Origin of the sequence: Corynebacterium macclintockiae (assembly GCF_027570165.1) — a bacterium.
Taxonomy (GTDB): Bacteria; Actinomycetota; Actinomycetes; order Mycobacteriales; family Mycobacteriaceae; genus Corynebacterium; species Corynebacterium macclintockiae.
Genome location: NZ_JAKMUV010000015.1, coordinates 12,445 through 27,745, shown reverse-complemented (window position 1 = coordinate 27,745; position 15,301 = coordinate 12,445). Strand labels below are relative to the sequence as shown.

Sequence of the window (15,301 nt, the reverse complement as noted above, 5' to 3'; positions counted from 1 at the left end):
TCCAAAAGAAAGAACAAGGGCACCTAGTAACCTGAAGGGAACAGAATCAGACTCCAGAAAGGTGGCCGGCAAGGTGAAGAAGATCGCAATCCGCGGCGCGGTCGCCTTCGTCGTCCTCCTGATCGTGGCGCTCATCACCGACAACGTGATCGCCGCCCGCGCGGAACACAAGATCTCCGAAGCGTTGTACGCTGATTCGAACCTAGCGAACCCGCCGAAGGTGCAGGTTGCGGGATTCCCCTATACACGCGCTGCGCTCAGCCACGAGATACAGGCCGTGACCGTCACCGCCAGCGACGTTGATGTACCGGGGTTTGGACTGATGAGCGTGCACACCTCCGCGCAATACATCACGGTCTCCGCCGACGACGTTTTCAACGGCAAGATCGAAAATGCCCCGGCGCGCAAGGTGTTTACCCGCCTCCAGTTAGACGGAGTGCTGCTCGGCGACCGCATGAACATCGAAGCGCTGCAGATCCAGAACCTGGACGACATCTCGCCCCGTGGCGGATGGGAAACCGAGGCCGTGTTCGAAGGCAAGCCGGAGGGCTTCGCCAAACCCGCAAAGGTCGAAGTGAAGCTGCGGATTGTTGCGGGCACCATGAAGATCACCCCGATCAAGATCCTTTCTGCCCCCGACGGCCTAGACATCAAAGCCAAAGACGTGACGGATGAGGGCAGCATGGACAAGGACATTGTCCGGCGGATCAATGAGGCCTTCAGCCTAAGCATCCCCGGCAAGCAATTGCCGATGCCGGGCGACCCCGAGCGCGTCTATGTTTCCGGCGGCTCGCTGTTCGTCGAAACGGAACAGGTATACACCAAGATCAGCCTGTCGGATCTGGCCCCGCGTTCCCGCCCCTTGAGTGAAGAGGAACAGCCCAGGCTATAGGCTTAGGGGCATGGCTGAAGAAGAAAACAAGAAGTTCAAGGTCAATGCCAACGACGCAGTGAACCTGGCCGCCGAACAGTCCAAGTCCACCAGCGACAAGAACCTGCCGGAATTCGGCGATATGCCCATCCCCGACGACACAGCCAACCTGCGCAAGGGGCCTAATCTGCACGACGGGTTGCTAGCGCTGCTGCCACTGATCGGTGTGTGGCGCGGACAGGGACAGGCTGCACCTCCCGGCGAAGAGGAATTCACCTTCGGCCAGCAGGTTGTCTTCGCCCACGATGGCGAGAACCGCATCAGCTACGATTCCCGAACGTGGCGCATGGACGATGACGGAAAGCCGACCGAGACCCCCGACCGCCGTGAGTCCGGCTTCCTGCGCATCAACGATGACGATGAGATCGAAATGATCCTCACACACTCCGATGGGATGGTGGAGATCCTTTACGGCAGCCCGCTGAACGAGCGCGCGTGGCAGTTGGAAAGCGCCTCGACCATGGCGACGGCTACCGGCCCGACGAACCTGGGTCCGGGCAAGCGCCTTTACGGCCTGATGCCGAACAACGACCTCGGCTGGGTCGACGAGCGCCTCATTGACGGCGAGATGGTGCCATGGCAGTCCGCGCAGCTGTCCCGCGTGGTCGGTTAACCAGTTAGACGGGTGGCCAACAAGCTGGCTACCCGGTCACGGCCTCCCAGGCCATTTCCTCTACCTCGTCGGCGAGCTCTGGGCGGGGCATCTCCACCCCGTCCAGCTCCGTCACCCGCGCCTGCACGCGCACAGAGGAGACCAGCCACACGCCGGCTGCCGCCTGCAGGTCCTCGACTCTTAAGACGCGCTCCTCCGTGGTCCACCCACGCTGCTCCGCCAGCTTAAATAATGCGGCCTGCGAAGTTCCCTTCAGAATGCCCACGTGGGTCGGCGGGGTGACGAGCTTCTTCTCCCCCGTCGCCGGATCCACCTCCGCAACAACAACCGTCGAGGTCGGACCTTCCAACACGAGCCCCTCGTCGGATAGGAAGATCACGTCGTCCACCCCGCGCTTCTTAGCACTGCGCAGGGCCGCCATATTCGCGGCATAAGACAACGTCTTCGCGCCAATCAGCGCCCATGGAGAGCGCTCTGACAAGTCGATGCGGAAGCCCCGCTCGGCAGTCATCACCCGCACTCCGTGCGTCCGGTCGTGCAGCACGTGCTCGCTGACCGGTGCCACCGTGACCCAACCCGTCGGCTGACCCGTGGATTCCCGCCCGCGCGAGTAGACCCAGCGCAGTGCGGCCTCCTGACCCGGACCGTTCTTCTCCTCGAAGTCGGCCACGGCTATGTCGGTGGCACGATACCAACGCTCCAGATCCGGCTCCGGCAGATCCAGCATGGCGGAGCTATTCAGAAAGCGTGTGGCGTGACGCTCGCGGTTGCGGACATTTCCGCCACGCAGCATAAACGTCTCGAATACGCCGTCGCCACGCACCGCCGCAAGGTCGTCCGCGTAGATCATCGGAACGCTCCCGTCCCGGACCTGCGGCTCTGCCCCTTCGTTGGTTCCCAACACATCGACGACCACGAACTCTGCGTTCCAGTTACCCATAAATGTGATGTTACTGGCAGGCCGCGCGCACTCCGCCCTACGATGGGTGGCGTGTTTGACCTGACTCATAGCCCGATCCTTGACCACGTTCCCAATGCCAGCGCGCTGACTGGCAGCGAGTCCACCGAAGGTTCGGAGGTGCAGGGTGCCCAAGAAGGGAACCAAGCCGAACCCCAGATCGGCGCCACCGCCTGGCACTACGGCAATCCCCTCACCGAACAGTCCCGTATCAACGAAGACAAACCAGGCCTCGTGGACTTTTGGGATCGCGTGGCCATCCGCATTTCCGGCCCGGAGCGCCGCGATTGGCTGAACAACCTGATCTCTCAAAAGGTCAACGCCATCGCCCCCGGCCAGGCCACCTTCGGCCTGATCCTCGACGTCAAGGGGCACGTCGAGCATTTCTTTGGCATCCTCGCCACCAACGACGCTCTGATCCTCGACACCCCAGCCACCCACGCCGACGCGCTCGAGGACTACCTCCGCAAGATGGTCTTCTGGTCGCAGGTCACCGTCGAACGCCTGCCGTGGGCACGACTCACCGTCATCGGCACGGGCCTCGTCGCGGATTCCTCGCTATCTCTTAATGACGCCACGTCTCCCGCCGCCTTACCAGATCAGTTGAAAATCGACATTCCAGACGATCTGGACCTGCAATTGTGGCGTTTCGGGACTATCGGGGAGATGCAGACGCTTGATCTGTGGGTATCTAGGGATTACTTCGTCGATACCTGGGATCAGCTCAACGATGTTGCGACCCCCGCGGGACGCATGGCCTACGACGCCATCCGAATCCAGGCGCGCCTGCCGATCCTGGGCGTGGATACCGACGAGCGCGCCATCCCCCACGAGGTACCTGCTTTCATCGGCAGGGGAATCAGCGGCGCCACCCAGCTGGACGACGTAGCTGCGGGTCCCACCGAGGCAGCCGTGCACCTCAACAAGGGCTGTTACCGGGGCCAGGAGACGGTCTCCAGAGTCCACAACCTGGGAAAATCCCCGCGCGTTCTGGTGCTGTTGCACCTCGACGGATCCGCCAACCGGCTACCGAAAGTTGGCGCGGACCTCACCGCGGGTGGCCGCGCGATCGGCCGGGTCGGATCCAGCGTGCACGACTGCGACTACGGCCCCGTCGCCCTTGCTTTGGTGAAGCGGAATGTGGTGGAGAAGGTGGCGTCCAAAAATAGCGAAGTACCCCCGCTTCTAGCCGATGGGATCGACGTATCGATCGACCCCAGTGACCTGGCGGCGGCAGCGGGCGACGACTCGATCCGACCGGGGCGTGCGGCGATCAACCGACTGCGCGGGCGAAACTAGGATCCCAATTGGCTGGTTAACCCCCTAGCTCGCACGACAATGGCGCAGGTCACAGGGTGTTTATGTTGTCGCCAGCACCCGCGGGCGCGCAATAGAGTAGTGATCTTTTGGGAAAAACTGATCGCAAACCGCTATGGTGTAGGGCAGGAAGAAACTTAACATGTAAACGAAAAGGGTGGCCGAACTCCCGCGCCACTCGAGGACACCGCAAGGGGGTCAGGCCATGGGTCGCGGCCGTGCCAAGGCAAAGCAAGCCAAGGTTGCTCGTCAGTTGAAGTACAACGCTCCGGAGATGGATCTGGAGAGCCTGCAGAGGGAACTCTCGGGCCAGTCGCAAAACCGGGGTTCCGGTTCCCGCGGCGACGATAGCTACGACGACTACGAGGATGACTACAGCGAATACGCTGAAGCGTACGACGACTACGACGATGAGTATGCCGACAATTATGAGGATGGCTACTCCGACGACTCTCGGAAATAACTAGCCTATCCTCCGCAAAGCTCCCGCTCCTCCACACGTAGAAGGTGGAGGGGCGGGAGCTTTTTCACATGGGCTCTTTTCACGCGGGCTAGCTGCCCTGCCCCCCCGGCCCGTACCAGGGCAACCCGCGCAGTTAGCTTTTAGCCCTGCACCGGGGTGCGGTACTCGCCGGAAAGAACCGCGCCGGACTTTCCATCTTCTGCCGGGCGTACTTCGCCCAGTCGCCATGCGTCGATGTGGCGAGCGGTCAGCATAGCCATGGCACGTTCGGCATCGTCTTCAGCGACGACGGCGACCATGCCCACGCCCATGTTGAAGGTCTTTTCCATCTCCTCCTGCGAAACCTGGCCTTCCTCCTGAATCAGTCGGAAGATCGGGCCCGGGGTCCAGGAGGAACGCTCCAATTCCGCGACCAGGCCCTCAGGAATCACGCGGGCCAGGTTAGCTGCCAGGCCGCCGCCCGTGATGTGGGCGAAGGTATGCACATCGCACTCGCTGGCCAACTTCAGGCAGTCAAGGGCGTAGATGCGGGTGGGCTCCAGCAGCTCCTCCCCCAGCGTGCGACCGAGGGAGTCGATGTGACCATCCAGCGGCAACTTCTTGGTATCCAGCAGCACGTGGCGCGCCAGAGAGTAGCCGTTGGAGTGCAGGCCAGACGAGGCCATAGCGATCACCACATCGCCCGGACGCACACGGTCCGGTCCCAGCAGGTTGGCCTCTTCGACCACGCCGACGGAGGTGGCGGAGACGTCGTACTCATTAGGCTCCATCACGCCCGGGTGCTCAGCGGTCTCGCCACCCAGCAGGGCGCAGCCGGCTTCCTCGCAGCCCGCCGCGATGCCCGAAACGATGCTGGCGACGTGCTCCGGGACTACCTTGCCGATGGCGATGTAATCCTGCAGGAACAGTGGCTCGGCACCGCACACAACCAGGTCGTCCACGCACATAGCCACCAGGTCGCGGCCGATCGTGTCGTGCTTATCCATCGCCTGAGCGACGGCCAGCTTGGTGCCCACGCCGTCGGAGGATGCAGCCAGCAGAGGCTTTTCGTAATTCCCCAGGGCGAACAGTCCGGCAAATCCGCCAAGGCCGCCGCGGACCTCAGGGCGGGTGGCCTTCTTCGCCAGCGGAGCAAAGAGCTCTACCGCACGATCGCCGGCCTCAATATCCACACCTGCGGCGGCGTAGGACGCACCTGCCGCCTGTGCAGGGGTGTTCTCTGGTTGCTCACTCATGGCTTAGTACTCGCTTTCTTAGCCTGTTGTTTCAGCATTGTTTCGACCAGCGCTGAATTCGGGTTGTCGCTCGGCATGCCTAGGGGGAACACGCCATCGAAGCACGCCGCGCACAGCTCGTCGCTGCTTTGTTGTGACGCCTCTATCATCGCCTCGGTCGAGACGAAGGCCAGGGAATCCGCATCGATTTCCTTGCGGATCCCTTCCACCGGGTCTGCGGGGTCAACGTTGTTCGCAATAAGCTCGGTGGGCGAGGCAAAGTCGATGCCGTAGAAGCACGGCCACTTCACCGGCGGCGATGCAATGCGGACGTGAACTTCCTTCGCCCCCGCTTCACGCAGCATCTTGATGAGAGCGCGCTGGGTGTTGCCACGCACGATCGAATCGTCGACAACGACCAGGCGCTTGCCCTCGATAACCTCGCGCAGCGGGTTGAGCTTCAAGCGAATGCCCAGCTGACGGATCGTCTGCGAAGGCTGGATAAAGGTGCGCCCCACATAGGCGTTCTTCATCAGCCCCTGGCCGAAGGGGATGCGCGAAGCCTGGGCGTATCCCACCGCCGCCGGGGTGCCGGATTCCGGAACGGGGATGACCAGGTCGCCGTCCGCCGGGGCTTCCTCCGCCAGCTTCCGGCCGATCTGCAGACGCGCGCCATTGACCGAGCGGCCGCGGATCACGGAATCGGGGCGCGCCAGGTAAACGTACTCAAACACGCAGCCCTTGTGGGCGGTCTCGTCGAAGCGGCGGGAGCGCACGCCATCGCCGTCGACGATCACCAGCTCGCCCGGCTCCACATCGCGGACGAAACGCGCACCCACGATGTCCAGCGCCGCGGTTTCAGAAGCCACAACCCAGCCGCCACCTGCCAGCTGGCCGATGGACAGCGGCCGCACGCCCTGCGGGTCGCGCGCCGCATACAGCGTGTCGCCGTCGGTGAACAGTACACAGAATGCACCCTTGACCTTGGGGAACAGCTCCATCGCTGCTTCCTCCACCCCGTGACCTTCGCGCGTGTCGGCAGCCAGCAGGGCACACATCACCAGGGAATCGGAGGGGTTTTCCTTTGGATCCACCAGTCCCAGACGGGCGGCCTCCTGGGTCAGCTCCCGGTGATTCACCAGGTTGCCGTTGTGCCCCAGCGCGACGTCCGTGCCGTCGGGGGCCATGCGGAACATAGGCTGCGCATTTTCCCAGCTATTTCCACCGGCGGTGGTGTAGCGGTTATGCCCCAAGCCGATGTGCCCCTTCAGGGCCTCCAGCGACTGTTCGTCGAAGACCTGGCTGACAAGCCCCAGATCCTTGAACACAACGATCTGGTCGCCATCGCCCACTGCGATACCTGCGGCCTCCTGGCCACGATGCTGCAAGGCATAGAGGCCGTAGTAGGTCAGCTTAGAAACGTCCTCCCCCGGCGCCCATACTCCGAATACGCCGCATTCTTCCCGGGGCTCAGTTTCGCCCCGGTCGTCGAATGGACTCAGCAACGCTTCTGCCTCTGATTGAAATTCTTGGCCGTGAATGTTTGCCACTATCCCGACATTACTAGCCCATGGGCGCTAACCCAAAGGGATGGGGTTTCATCTTCAGATTCGAAACAGCGGAAGGTGCTCCGCGATGCTGGATGTGCGGGTACCGGAGGTGTCGGCGTCCGAACCAAAAAGATCCTCTTCCCCAACAACCAGGCGCAGCCACGTCAACGGCGAGCACTGCACAACATTGGGAGGGGTACCGCGGCGATGCTCCAGCCCGGCGATGCATTGAATCGCACCGAAAGGAGGGACGCGCACTTCGACGGAATGGCCGGGCACAAGCTCCTCCAGCACCTTCAGAGACAGGCGCACAGCCGCCGCCACATCGACGCGGGGCGGTCGGGGCTGATCGTCGGGAGAGCGTACCCACGGGGCTACTTTTTCGACGCCACGTCGAGCCTCGGCGGACAATTCCGGGCCGTGTAGGTGCTTCATACAAAAGAATTGTAGTGTTCGATAAAACACCAAGCTAAGGCGCACGTTAGTATTGGTCGTTGGACATGGCCGCGCAGCGCGAGGAACCAAAGGAACAAGAGGAAGGTAGCGACGTGACGGATAGCACGAACAGCACGGACAACACGGCAGAGGCACCACAAGAGCGCAGCCCAAAGGTGACGCTGCGCTTCCTAGCCGCCCCGACAGACGTGCTGATGGCCGGCGCCATGGGCGTGCACGGTGGTCGCGTGCTGGAGTGGATCGATAAGGCAGCCTATGCGTGCGCCGTGGGCTGGGCACAGTCCTACTGCGTGACCGCTTACGTGGGGCACATTCACTTCACCCGTCCGATCCCCTCGGGCCACATGGTAGAGGTGCGCAGCCGTATCGCCTACACCGGTCGTAGCTCCATGCACATCGTCAACGAGGTGCTGTCCGCGGACCCGCGCGAAGGCGTATTCACCCGCGCCTGCGACTGCCTGGTGATCTTCGTGGCGCTGGACGAAAACGGCAAGTCCAAGCAGATCCCCACCTACGTTCCCACCACCGACGAAGAAAAGCGTGTGGAAGACGCTGCGCTGTCCCGCATTCAGCTGCGCAAGGCCATCGAAGAGGAAATGCTGCGCCAGACCTACACCGACAAGTCGACTGCGCCGGAGCTGGTGAACCGCTTCCTGGCCAAGCCGACCGACGTGAACTGGGGCGGCAACGTCCACGGTGGCACGGCAATGGAGTGGATCGACGAAGCCGCCACGGCCTGCACCATGCAGTGGACGGGCGAGCGCACCACCGCGGTCTACGCCGGCGGCATTCGCTTCTACCGTCCCGTGCACATCGGCGACCTCGTGGAAGTGGACGCGCGCCTGGTGCGAACCGACGAACGCTCCATGACGGTGATGGTGCACCTGCGTGCAGGCGATCCGCGCGAGGGCAAGGGCAACCTGCCGGTCGCCATCCACGCCTCTATGACGTATATCGCGATCGACCTGGACGGAAACCCTCTGCAGGCCCGCCAGTACACGCCGGTAACCAACGAGGACAAGCGCCTGGAGGAGCACGCAGCAACGCTGCGCAACCTGCGTAAGGAATTCCTGCCGCGACCGCTGGTGAGCCCCAGCAACCGCGACTTCCGCTTCGTAGAGTAAAGCGCGGCGGCAAAACGCCACAGCACAAGTCAAGGGGGCCGCGACCATTTGGTCGTGGGCCCCTTGATTACTTGTCGCGGCTACCTAGATCACAGAATTGTTGCCGGCCGCGTGGCTAAACAACGCGGGCAGGGTGGACTTCCACGCCGTCTCGGCCTCTTCCAGCGAGATGACGATGTCGAAGTCATCATCATGCTGCTTGGCCGGGTCGAGCTCGATCTCCCCACCGAACGGCAACACCGGGTACACGCCGGAGCCGAAACGGATGATCGGCTGACCCGCTGCGTCACTGACACCGGTCAGGCCGATCCACCCGCCGGTCAGGCCGGTCTCGGCCAGGTCGCGCATCAGATCGCCGTAGTCCTCGCTGCGCACGGCCAGCAGGACGCGGGAAGCGGTCTCGGAGAACAGGCCAACCGCCGCTTGCTGTGCCAGCGTGCGACCCTGCGCGACGGCGGATTCGTGCTGGCTGAGCATCGGGTTCACAGCCATTCCCCGACCGGACTGGATTGCCAGCTCCACAACGGCCTGCGACAGGCCGCCCTCGGAGAGGTCGTGGGCGGCGACGATCTTGTCGCGCTGGTCGGTGATGAAGGCGCCCAGGCGCTGTTCCACGGACAGGTCAACCTGCGGGGGCAGGCCGGCCAGCTCGTCGTGAACAACCTGCTGCCAGATGGAACCGCCGAGCTCCTCGCGGGTCTCCGCGCCCACCAGAACCAGGTGGTACTGTTCCTGGCTCTCGTCGGCGCCGGCCTCAGCGCCAGCACCAGCCTGCTTCGGCAGCTGCTGCGGGATGCGGCGAGCACAATCGTCGATGGTGCCCAGCACTGCGATAACCGGGGTCGGCAGGATAGCGGTATCGCCGGTCTGGTTGTAGAACGAAACGTTGCCGCCCGTCACCGGGATGCCCATTTCCTTACAGCCATCGGCCAGGCCGTGAACGGCCTCGCGGAACTGCCACATCACGCCCGGGTCCTCCGGGGAGCCGAAGTTCAGGCAGTTGGAGACCGCCACGGGGGTCGCACCCGTGACGGAGACATTGCGGTATGCCTCGGCCAGCGCCAGCTGTGCGCCGGTGCGCGGGTCCAGGCGGGTGTAACGGCCGGAGGCGTCAGTAGACACGGCGATGCCGCGCCCGGTCTCCTCGTCGATGCGCAGCACGCCTGCGTCCGCATCCTTGGCGGAGACAGTGTTGCCGCGCACGTAGCGGTCGTACTGCTCGGTGATGAACTCGCGGGAGCACAGCGCCGGGGAGGCCGCCAGATCCAAGATCTGGCCACGCACTTCCTGTGCGGTCTCCGGCAGGTCCATGCCGCGGGCTTCGTTCAACTGATCCTGCTCGGCCGGGCGCTCGTAGGGGCGCTCGTATACCGGGCCTTCCTCGGCCATGGTGTGCGCGGACGCATCCACCACAATCTCGCCACGGTGCTCGATGACCAGGTGCTCGCCGTCGGTCACGCAGCCGATGTCGGAGGCCAGGACGTCCCACTTGCGGCAGATCTCCATGAACGCATCCACGTTCTCCGGGGTCACGACGGCGCACATGCGCTCCTGGGACTCGGAAGACAGGATCTCCGCGGCGGTCATGCCCTCGGCGCGCAGGTGAACGTTGTCCAGGTTGATGTGCATGCCGCCGTCACCGGCGGAGGCCAGCTCTGCAGTGGCGCAGGAAAGACCAGCACCACCGAGATCCTGAATGCCGACGACCACGCCAGCACGGTACAGGTCCAGGCAGCACTCAATCAGTACCTTCTCCGCGAAGGGGTCGCCCACCTGCACGGCGGGCAGCTTGCGCTCCGCGCCTTCCTCGAAGGTGTCGGAGGCCAGCACGGATACGCCACCGATGCCATCCAGGCCCGTGCGGGAGCCGAAAAGGATCACTCGGTTGCCCTTGCCAGAGGCGAAGGCCAGCTTCAGATCTTCGGTCTTCAAAGTGCCCACGCATAGTGCATTGACCAGCGGGTTACCCGCGTAGGTGGCGTCAAAAACAGTCTCACCGCCGATGTTCGGCAGCCCCAGAGAGTTGCCGTAACCACCCACACCCGCGACCACGCCGGGCAGCACGCGCTGAGTATCCGGTAGGTCGGCTGGGCCGAAGCGCAGCTGATCCATCACGGCCACCGGGCGCGCGCCCATTGCCATGATGTCGCGGACGATGCCGCCCACGCCGGTGGCTGCGCCTTGGTAGGGCTCCACGTAGGACGGGTGGTTGTGGGATTCGACCTTGAAGGTCACGGCGTGGCCATCGCCGATGTCGATCACACCGGCGTTCTCGCCGATGCCGGCGAGCATCTTGGACTTCATCTCGTCCGTCGTGGTCTCGCCGAAGTAGCGCAGGTGCGTCTTCGAGGACTTGTACGAGCAGTGCTCGGACCACATCACGGAATACATCGCCAGCTCCGCATCGGTTGGGCGACGGCCCAAGAGTTCCTTGATGCGTGCGTACTCGTCGTCCTTCAGGCCCAGCTCGTGGTACGGCTGCTCCAGATCCGGGTTGGCCTTAGCGTCGGCGACCGTGTCGTTGTGAATCATGGGGATCGGGTGCTCCTTGTAAGAAGAAAATTTAGGAAACGAGCGTGGACAGAACCGACTGGAACAGACCCAGTCCGTCAAGGGACGGGCCCGTCAGCGTTTCCACTGCGTGCTCTGGGTGTGGCATCAGGCCAACTACGCGGCCGTTTTCGCTGCACACACCGGCGATCGAGTTGCGGGATCCGTTGTGGTTCACGGCGTAGCGGAACACCACGCGACCTTCGCCTTCGAGGCGCTCCAGGGTCTCCTCGCTGGCCTGGAAGCGCCCCTCGCCGTGCTTAGACGGCACCAGGATCTTGGATCCCTCGGCGAACTGGTTGGTCCACGCGGTGGAAGTGTTTTCGACCTCTAGGTAAACATCGCGGCACACAAAGTGCAGGCCCTCGTTACGAGTCAGGGCGCCGGGCAGCAGGCCGGCTTCCTGCAGAATCTGGAAGCCATTGCAGATGCCCAGCACGGGGGTGCCCCGCTCCGCGGCAGCCACTACGGACTTCATGGCCGGGGCGATGGAAGCGATGGCGCCGGCCCGCAGGTAGTCGCCGTAGGAAAAACCGCCGGGCACAACCACAGCGTCAACGTTCTTCAGATCTTCGTCAGCGTGCCACAACTCCACCGGCTCCGCCCCCGCCAGGCGCACGGCGCGCACGGCATCGACGTCATCCAAGGTGCCGGGGAAGGTGATTACTCCGATGCGGCTGGTCACTTACTTTGCCTCCACATCCGCGCCGCCTGCCACGGCTTCTGCACCCTCTACGACTACCTCGTAGTCCTCGATCACGGTGTTGGCCAGCAGGTCGGAGGCGATCTTTTCCAGGTCTTCGCGCGAGACACCCTCGCCGACCTCCAGCTCAAAGCGCTTCCCCTGGCGCACGTCCTCTACCCCACTGATACCGATGCGACCCAGCGCACGGACAACGGCCTGACCCTGCGGGTCGAGGATTTCCTTCTTGGGCATGACGTTGACGACTACACGAGCCATGGCTTCTATATTCTCCCAGCTTTGCGGTATTTTTCGGAAGGTATTTACCGCCCCATGGTAACACTGCGAAGTGGCAGGTTTTTAAGCCACAGATACCTGCTGGCGATCGACGTAGTCGCAGTAGTTCGCTGGCTGGTAGCCACTGTCCCGCAGCAGCTCGAGAATGCGCAGCATATCGCCCGCTACGTCGTCCTTATCTGCCTTTGCTGCGCTGATCGACAAGCGGATGTCTTTGCCCTTCGCCGCGCCGCGTCGCACGCTGTTAAGTACGTTACGACGCCACCACTTCACCGAACCAAACCCATCCCCAAAAGCGAGCACGCGCACCTGGTGGCGGTTGTCATTAGTGAGGTCACGGATGGTGTAGGCATCCGCCGCCACCTCCAGGCCAACCTTGGCGGCAGCCTCCAGAGCGTCTTCCGACGCCAACCAGCGGGTCGGCGCGAACACCTTCGGTGCCAGTCCCAGCGCGTCCAGCTGACGGGTGGCTGCGGAGAGGCGCAGCGTAGCCTCGTGCCGGCCGAGCCGGTGGAACTCCCCCTTGCCGTGCGTTCCGCCCAGGGGCCCGAGCCCGCCGAGCAGGAGCTCGTGCCCGCGTGCAGCGGAATCGTGGACCAGCTCCAGCGTTGCCCGGTCGTCCTTCAACCGCCAGTCCGGCCCCTGAACCGTGAGCACCAGACCCGCATGGATATCCAACGCCCGGGCTGCATCGCGCATCTTCTCAGCCGCCGTTACCGTGCCCTGGCGCAACCCCGTGATGGTCAACAGCATTCGGGGGGCGCGCTGCGTGCCGGGGGTGGACTGTGCGAGACTCATACCTGAGTACACTGCCCCACGCAGGTGAACGGCAGGTAACGCCCGGCCGACTTTTGGCCGACTTCTGGCTGTCTACTTGTTGACAGCTACAGCAAGGTCCTCCCGGCAAGCCCCGGCCGTGTTACAGCAGCTCAGTGGCGCCCATCTTGTCGAGCTCCCACGCGGTTTCAAAAGCCGCCTGGCGCCACTTCGCGTAGCGGCCGGATACACCGCCGTGCCCGGCCTCCATGTCGATGCGCAGCAGCGTGTTGTCCGTGCCGACCTCGCGCAGCTTGGCCACCCACTTCGCAGGCTCCACGTACAGCACACGCGTGTCGTTCAGGCTGGTCACTGCCAGAATCGGCGGGTAGTTCAAGTCGGCGGAGACATTCTCATAGGGCGCGTAGCTGGCCATGTAGTCGTAGACCTCCGGGTCGTGGAAGGGGTCGCCCCACTCGTCCCACTCGGTCACGGTCAGCGGTAGCTCCGGCATCAGCATGCTGGTCAGCGGGTCCACGAAGGGAACCACGGCCTCAATGCCTGCGAAACGATCGCCCGCCATGTTAGCCACCGCCCCCATTAGCATTCCACCGGCGGAGCCGCCCTCGGCCACCATCTGCTCGCGGGTAGTCATGCCTTCGCGCAGCAGGTGGTCGGCCACTGCCACGAAGTCCGTGAACGTGTTGCGTTTTTCCAGCCCCTTGCCGTGGTCGTACCACAGTCGGCCCATCTCGCCGCCGCCGCGGACGTGCGCGATGGCGTACACCACGCCACGGTCCAGCATGGACAGACGGAACAGGGAAAAGCCCGGGTCGATGCAGTTTTCATAGGAACCGTAGCCGTACAGCAGCACGGGGTTTGCCTGCGTGATGTCCACGTCCGTGCGGTGGATCAGGGAAACCGGAATCCGCGCCCCGTCCTCGGCTGTCACCCATAGCCGCTGCGAGGTGTACAAAGCGGGGTCGAACTCCCGACCGTCCGGGTCGGGCAGCACCTGTTGCTCCTTGCGCAGGATCTTCTCCCCCGTCGCCAGGTCGATGTCATAGATCCGCGGCGGGGTGGTGAAGGCACTGTAGGCCACCCGCAGAACCGGGCTGTCCCACTCGCTGTTGCCGACGGCGCCGACCCCGCAAAGCTCCCCGGGGAACTCGATCCGCTCGAACTCGCCGAAGGCCGGGGCGGAAGCGGTTCCGGCCGACGTTTCGGCGTCCCCAAGCTTCATGATGTAGCTGGTCTCCAGCGCATTCTCCCGAGCTTCGAGGACAATGTGGTCGCTGAAAACATCCACACCCTCCAGGCGCACGTCGTCGCGGTGCGGTACCAGCGCCTGCACATCGTCCCACGCGGCGATCTGGCCGGTCGGGTGGTAGCCCAGCTCGCTGTTTACACCTGTCTTGTTGTGCAGCACCAGCCACAGGTCCTGGCCGCCCACAACAGCGTGATCCACCCCGTATTCCACATTGGCCTCGCGCGGGATTACACAGGTCAGCTCGGCATTCGGATCCTCCAGATCGAGGTACCATACCTCGCTGGTCACCTTCGAGCCCGTGTGGATCAACAGGTAACGCTCCGAACGGGTCGTCGCCACGCCCGCCCAAAAGCGCTCGTCGTCTTCGCGGTACACCAGCTCGTCTTTATCGACGCCCTCACCGACTGTGTGGCGCCAGACCTCGTGCGGTCGCCACGCTTCATCCACGCGCTGGTAGTACACGGTATCCCTGCCGACCCAGGTGGCGCCGTAGAAGACGTCCTCGATCACGTCCTCCAGGTCCTCCCCCGTGGTGAGGTCGCGGATGCGCAGGGTGAAGCGCTCGGAGCCGGTTTCATCCACCGAGTAAGCCAGCCGCGTGCCGTCCTGGGTCACGCTGGCCGCGCCCAGGCTGAAAAACTCCTTACCTTCGGCTAAAGCGTTGCAGTCCAGGAAGGTCTCTTCGCCCGGTGCGGGGGTGCCGGGTTCGATGGTCGGCGGGGTCCAGTCGTCCTCGTTGGCGATGGGCAGGCGGCACATTGTGCCGTAGCTTTTGCCTTCCTCGGTGCGGGAGAAGTACCACCAGCCCTCGGAGCGGACGGGCAGGGACATGTCCGTTTCCTGCACGCGTGCCTTAACTTCCTCGAAGAGGCGTTCCTGCAGGGGCTTGAGGTGCTCCGTCTGCTGAAGGGTCCAGGCGTTTTCCGCCTCTAGGTGCTGGCGCACCTCGGAGTTGTCTTTGTCGCGCAGCCACTCGTAGTTATCCACGAACTCGCGACCGTGGAAGGTGCGTGTGTGCGGCACCTTCTTCGCAGTCGGCGGAGCCGCAATCGGGTTGTTGGCTGTCTGGGGCGCGTCGTTATTAGGCATACGCGCCATGCTACTCAGACAGAATTAGTAA

General features: G+C 63.6%; 14 protein-coding genes. 5 read left to right on the top strand and 9 right to left on the bottom strand.

Features of this window, described 5'->3' with window-relative positions; genetic code table 11:
• Positions 1-73 precede the first annotated feature (73 nt).
• On the top strand, positions 74-892 hold the full coding sequence (locus L8U58_RS09420) for an LmeA family phospholipid-binding protein (protein WP_269955211.1): 819 nt from the start codon (positions 74-76) through the stop codon (positions 890-892).
• Between the two features lie 10 nt (positions 893-902).
• Positions 903-1,544 carry a heme-binding beta-barrel domain-containing protein gene (locus L8U58_RS09415; RefSeq protein ID WP_043012443.1) on the top strand — a complete coding sequence of 214 codons (642 nt, stop codon included), beginning with the start codon at positions 903-905 and terminating at the stop codon, positions 1,542-1,544.
• Positions 1,545-1,572: 28 nt separating this feature from the next.
• Here L8U58_RS09415 and L8U58_RS09410 read toward each other — a convergent pair whose 3' ends face one another.
• Positions 1,573-2,484: an aminodeoxychorismate lyase gene (locus L8U58_RS09410; protein ID WP_269955210.1), complete on the bottom strand. Its 912-nt coding sequence runs from the start codon at positions 2,482-2,484 to the stop codon at positions 1,573-1,575.
• Between the two features lie 42 nt (positions 2,485-2,526).
• Between L8U58_RS09410 and ygfZ the strand changes: the two genes are divergently transcribed.
• Positions 2,527-3,801, top strand: coding sequence for a CAF17-like 4Fe-4S cluster assembly/insertion protein YgfZ (gene ygfZ, locus L8U58_RS09405; RefSeq protein WP_269955209.1), 1,275 nt, complete (start codon positions 2,527-2,529; stop codon positions 3,799-3,801).
• Positions 3,802-4,024: 223 nt separating this feature from the next.
• The gene (locus tag L8U58_RS09400; protein ID WP_035008383.1) at positions 4,025-4,282 is read left to right on the top strand and encodes a DUF3073 domain-containing protein; all 258 of its coding nucleotides are present in this window, start codon (positions 4,025-4,027) and stop codon (positions 4,280-4,282) included.
• A 140-nt stretch (positions 4,283-4,422) separates the two neighbouring features.
• Here L8U58_RS09400 and purM read toward each other — a convergent pair whose 3' ends face one another.
• The 3 genes from purM to L8U58_RS09385 all read right to left on the bottom strand — a co-directional run bounded on the left by purM (position 4,423) and on the right by L8U58_RS09385 (position 7,481).
• On the bottom strand, positions 4,423-5,517 hold the full coding sequence (gene purM, locus L8U58_RS09395; protein ID WP_011273070.1) for a phosphoribosylformylglycinamidine cyclo-ligase: 1,095 nt from the start codon (positions 5,515-5,517) through the stop codon (positions 4,423-4,425).
• The gene (purF, locus tag L8U58_RS09390; protein ID WP_155270835.1) at positions 5,514-7,001 is read right to left on the bottom strand and encodes an amidophosphoribosyltransferase; all 1,488 of its coding nucleotides are present in this window, start codon (positions 6,999-7,001) and stop codon (positions 5,514-5,516) included. The genes purM and purF overlap by 4 nt, the downstream gene beginning before the upstream one ends.
• Before the next feature lie 99 nt (positions 7,002-7,100).
• Complete coding sequence (locus tag L8U58_RS09385; protein ID WP_269955208.1) at positions 7,101-7,481, bottom strand: sterol carrier family protein; 381 nt, start codon at positions 7,479-7,481, stop codon at positions 7,101-7,103.
• A gap of 65 nt (positions 7,482-7,546) precedes the next feature.
• Between L8U58_RS09385 and L8U58_RS09380 the strand changes: the two genes are divergently transcribed.
• Entirely contained in the window at positions 7,547-8,626 is a 1,080-nt protein-coding gene (locus L8U58_RS09380) for an acyl-CoA thioesterase (protein ID WP_080561488.1), read from the top strand.
• A gap of 84 nt (positions 8,627-8,710) precedes the next feature.
• Here the strand turns inward: L8U58_RS09380 and purL are convergent, their stop codons facing one another.
• From purL to L8U58_RS09355, 5 genes are all read right to left on the bottom strand, one after another.
• Positions 8,711-11,158, bottom strand: a complete 2,448-nt coding sequence (gene purL, locus L8U58_RS09375) for a phosphoribosylformylglycinamidine synthase subunit PurL (protein WP_034973884.1) — start codon at positions 11,156-11,158, stop codon at positions 8,711-8,713.
• 31 nt (positions 11,159-11,189) lie between these two features.
• Complete coding sequence (gene purQ, locus L8U58_RS09370; RefSeq protein WP_005296661.1) at positions 11,190-11,861, bottom strand: phosphoribosylformylglycinamidine synthase subunit PurQ; 672 nt, start codon at positions 11,859-11,861, stop codon at positions 11,190-11,192.
• Complete coding sequence (gene purS / locus L8U58_RS09365) at positions 11,862-12,137, bottom strand: phosphoribosylformylglycinamidine synthase subunit PurS (RefSeq protein ID WP_005296664.1); 276 nt, start codon at positions 12,135-12,137, stop codon at positions 11,862-11,864.
• Positions 12,138-12,218: 81 nt separating this feature from the next.
• The gene (locus L8U58_RS09360; RefSeq protein WP_269955207.1) at positions 12,219-12,953 is read right to left on the bottom strand and encodes a DUF2334 domain-containing protein; all 735 of its coding nucleotides are present in this window, start codon (positions 12,951-12,953) and stop codon (positions 12,219-12,221) included.
• A gap of 121 nt (positions 12,954-13,074) precedes the next feature.
• A complete protein-coding gene (locus tag L8U58_RS09355; protein WP_269955206.1) occupies positions 13,075-15,279 on the bottom strand; it encodes a S9 family peptidase in 2,205 nt (734 codons plus the stop codon).
• Positions 15,280-15,301 lie beyond the last annotated feature (22 nt).

Excerpts from the sequence above, each read along its gene's own strand:
- L8U58_RS09380 (WP_080561488.1), top strand. The coding sequence starts at position 7,547 with ATGGCCGCGCAGCGCGAGGAACCAAAGGAACAAGAGGAAGGTAGCGAC.
- L8U58_RS09360 (WP_269955207.1), bottom strand. The coding sequence starts at position 12,953 with ATGAGTCTCGCACAGTCCACCCCCGGCACGCAGCGCGCCCCCCGAATG.
- purL (WP_034973884.1), bottom strand. The coding sequence starts at position 11,158 with ATGATTCACAACGACACGGTCGCCGACGCTAAGGCCAACCCGGATCTG.
- L8U58_RS09355 (WP_269955206.1), bottom strand. The coding sequence starts at position 15,279 with ATGGCGCGTATGCCTAATAACGACGCGCCCCAGACAGCCAACAACCCG.
- purM (WP_011273070.1), bottom strand. The coding sequence starts at position 5,517 with ATGAGTGAGCAACCAGAGAACACCCCTGCACAGGCGGCAGGTGCGTCC.
- ygfZ (WP_269955209.1), top strand. The coding sequence starts at position 2,527 with ATGGGTGGCGTGTTTGACCTGACTCATAGCCCGATCCTTGACCACGTT.
- L8U58_RS09385 (WP_269955208.1), bottom strand. The coding sequence starts at position 7,481 with ATGAAGCACCTACACGGCCCGGAATTGTCCGCCGAGGCTCGACGTGGC.
- L8U58_RS09400 (WP_035008383.1), top strand. The coding sequence starts at position 4,025 with ATGGGTCGCGGCCGTGCCAAGGCAAAGCAAGCCAAGGTTGCTCGTCAG.
- L8U58_RS09415 (WP_043012443.1), top strand. The coding sequence starts at position 903 with ATGGCTGAAGAAGAAAACAAGAAGTTCAAGGTCAATGCCAACGACGCA.
- L8U58_RS09410 (WP_269955210.1), bottom strand. The coding sequence starts at position 2,484 with ATGGGTAACTGGAACGCAGAGTTCGTGGTCGTCGATGTGTTGGGAACC.
- purS (WP_005296664.1), bottom strand. The coding sequence starts at position 12,137 with ATGGCTCGTGTAGTCGTCAACGTCATGCCCAAGAAGGAAATCCTCGAC.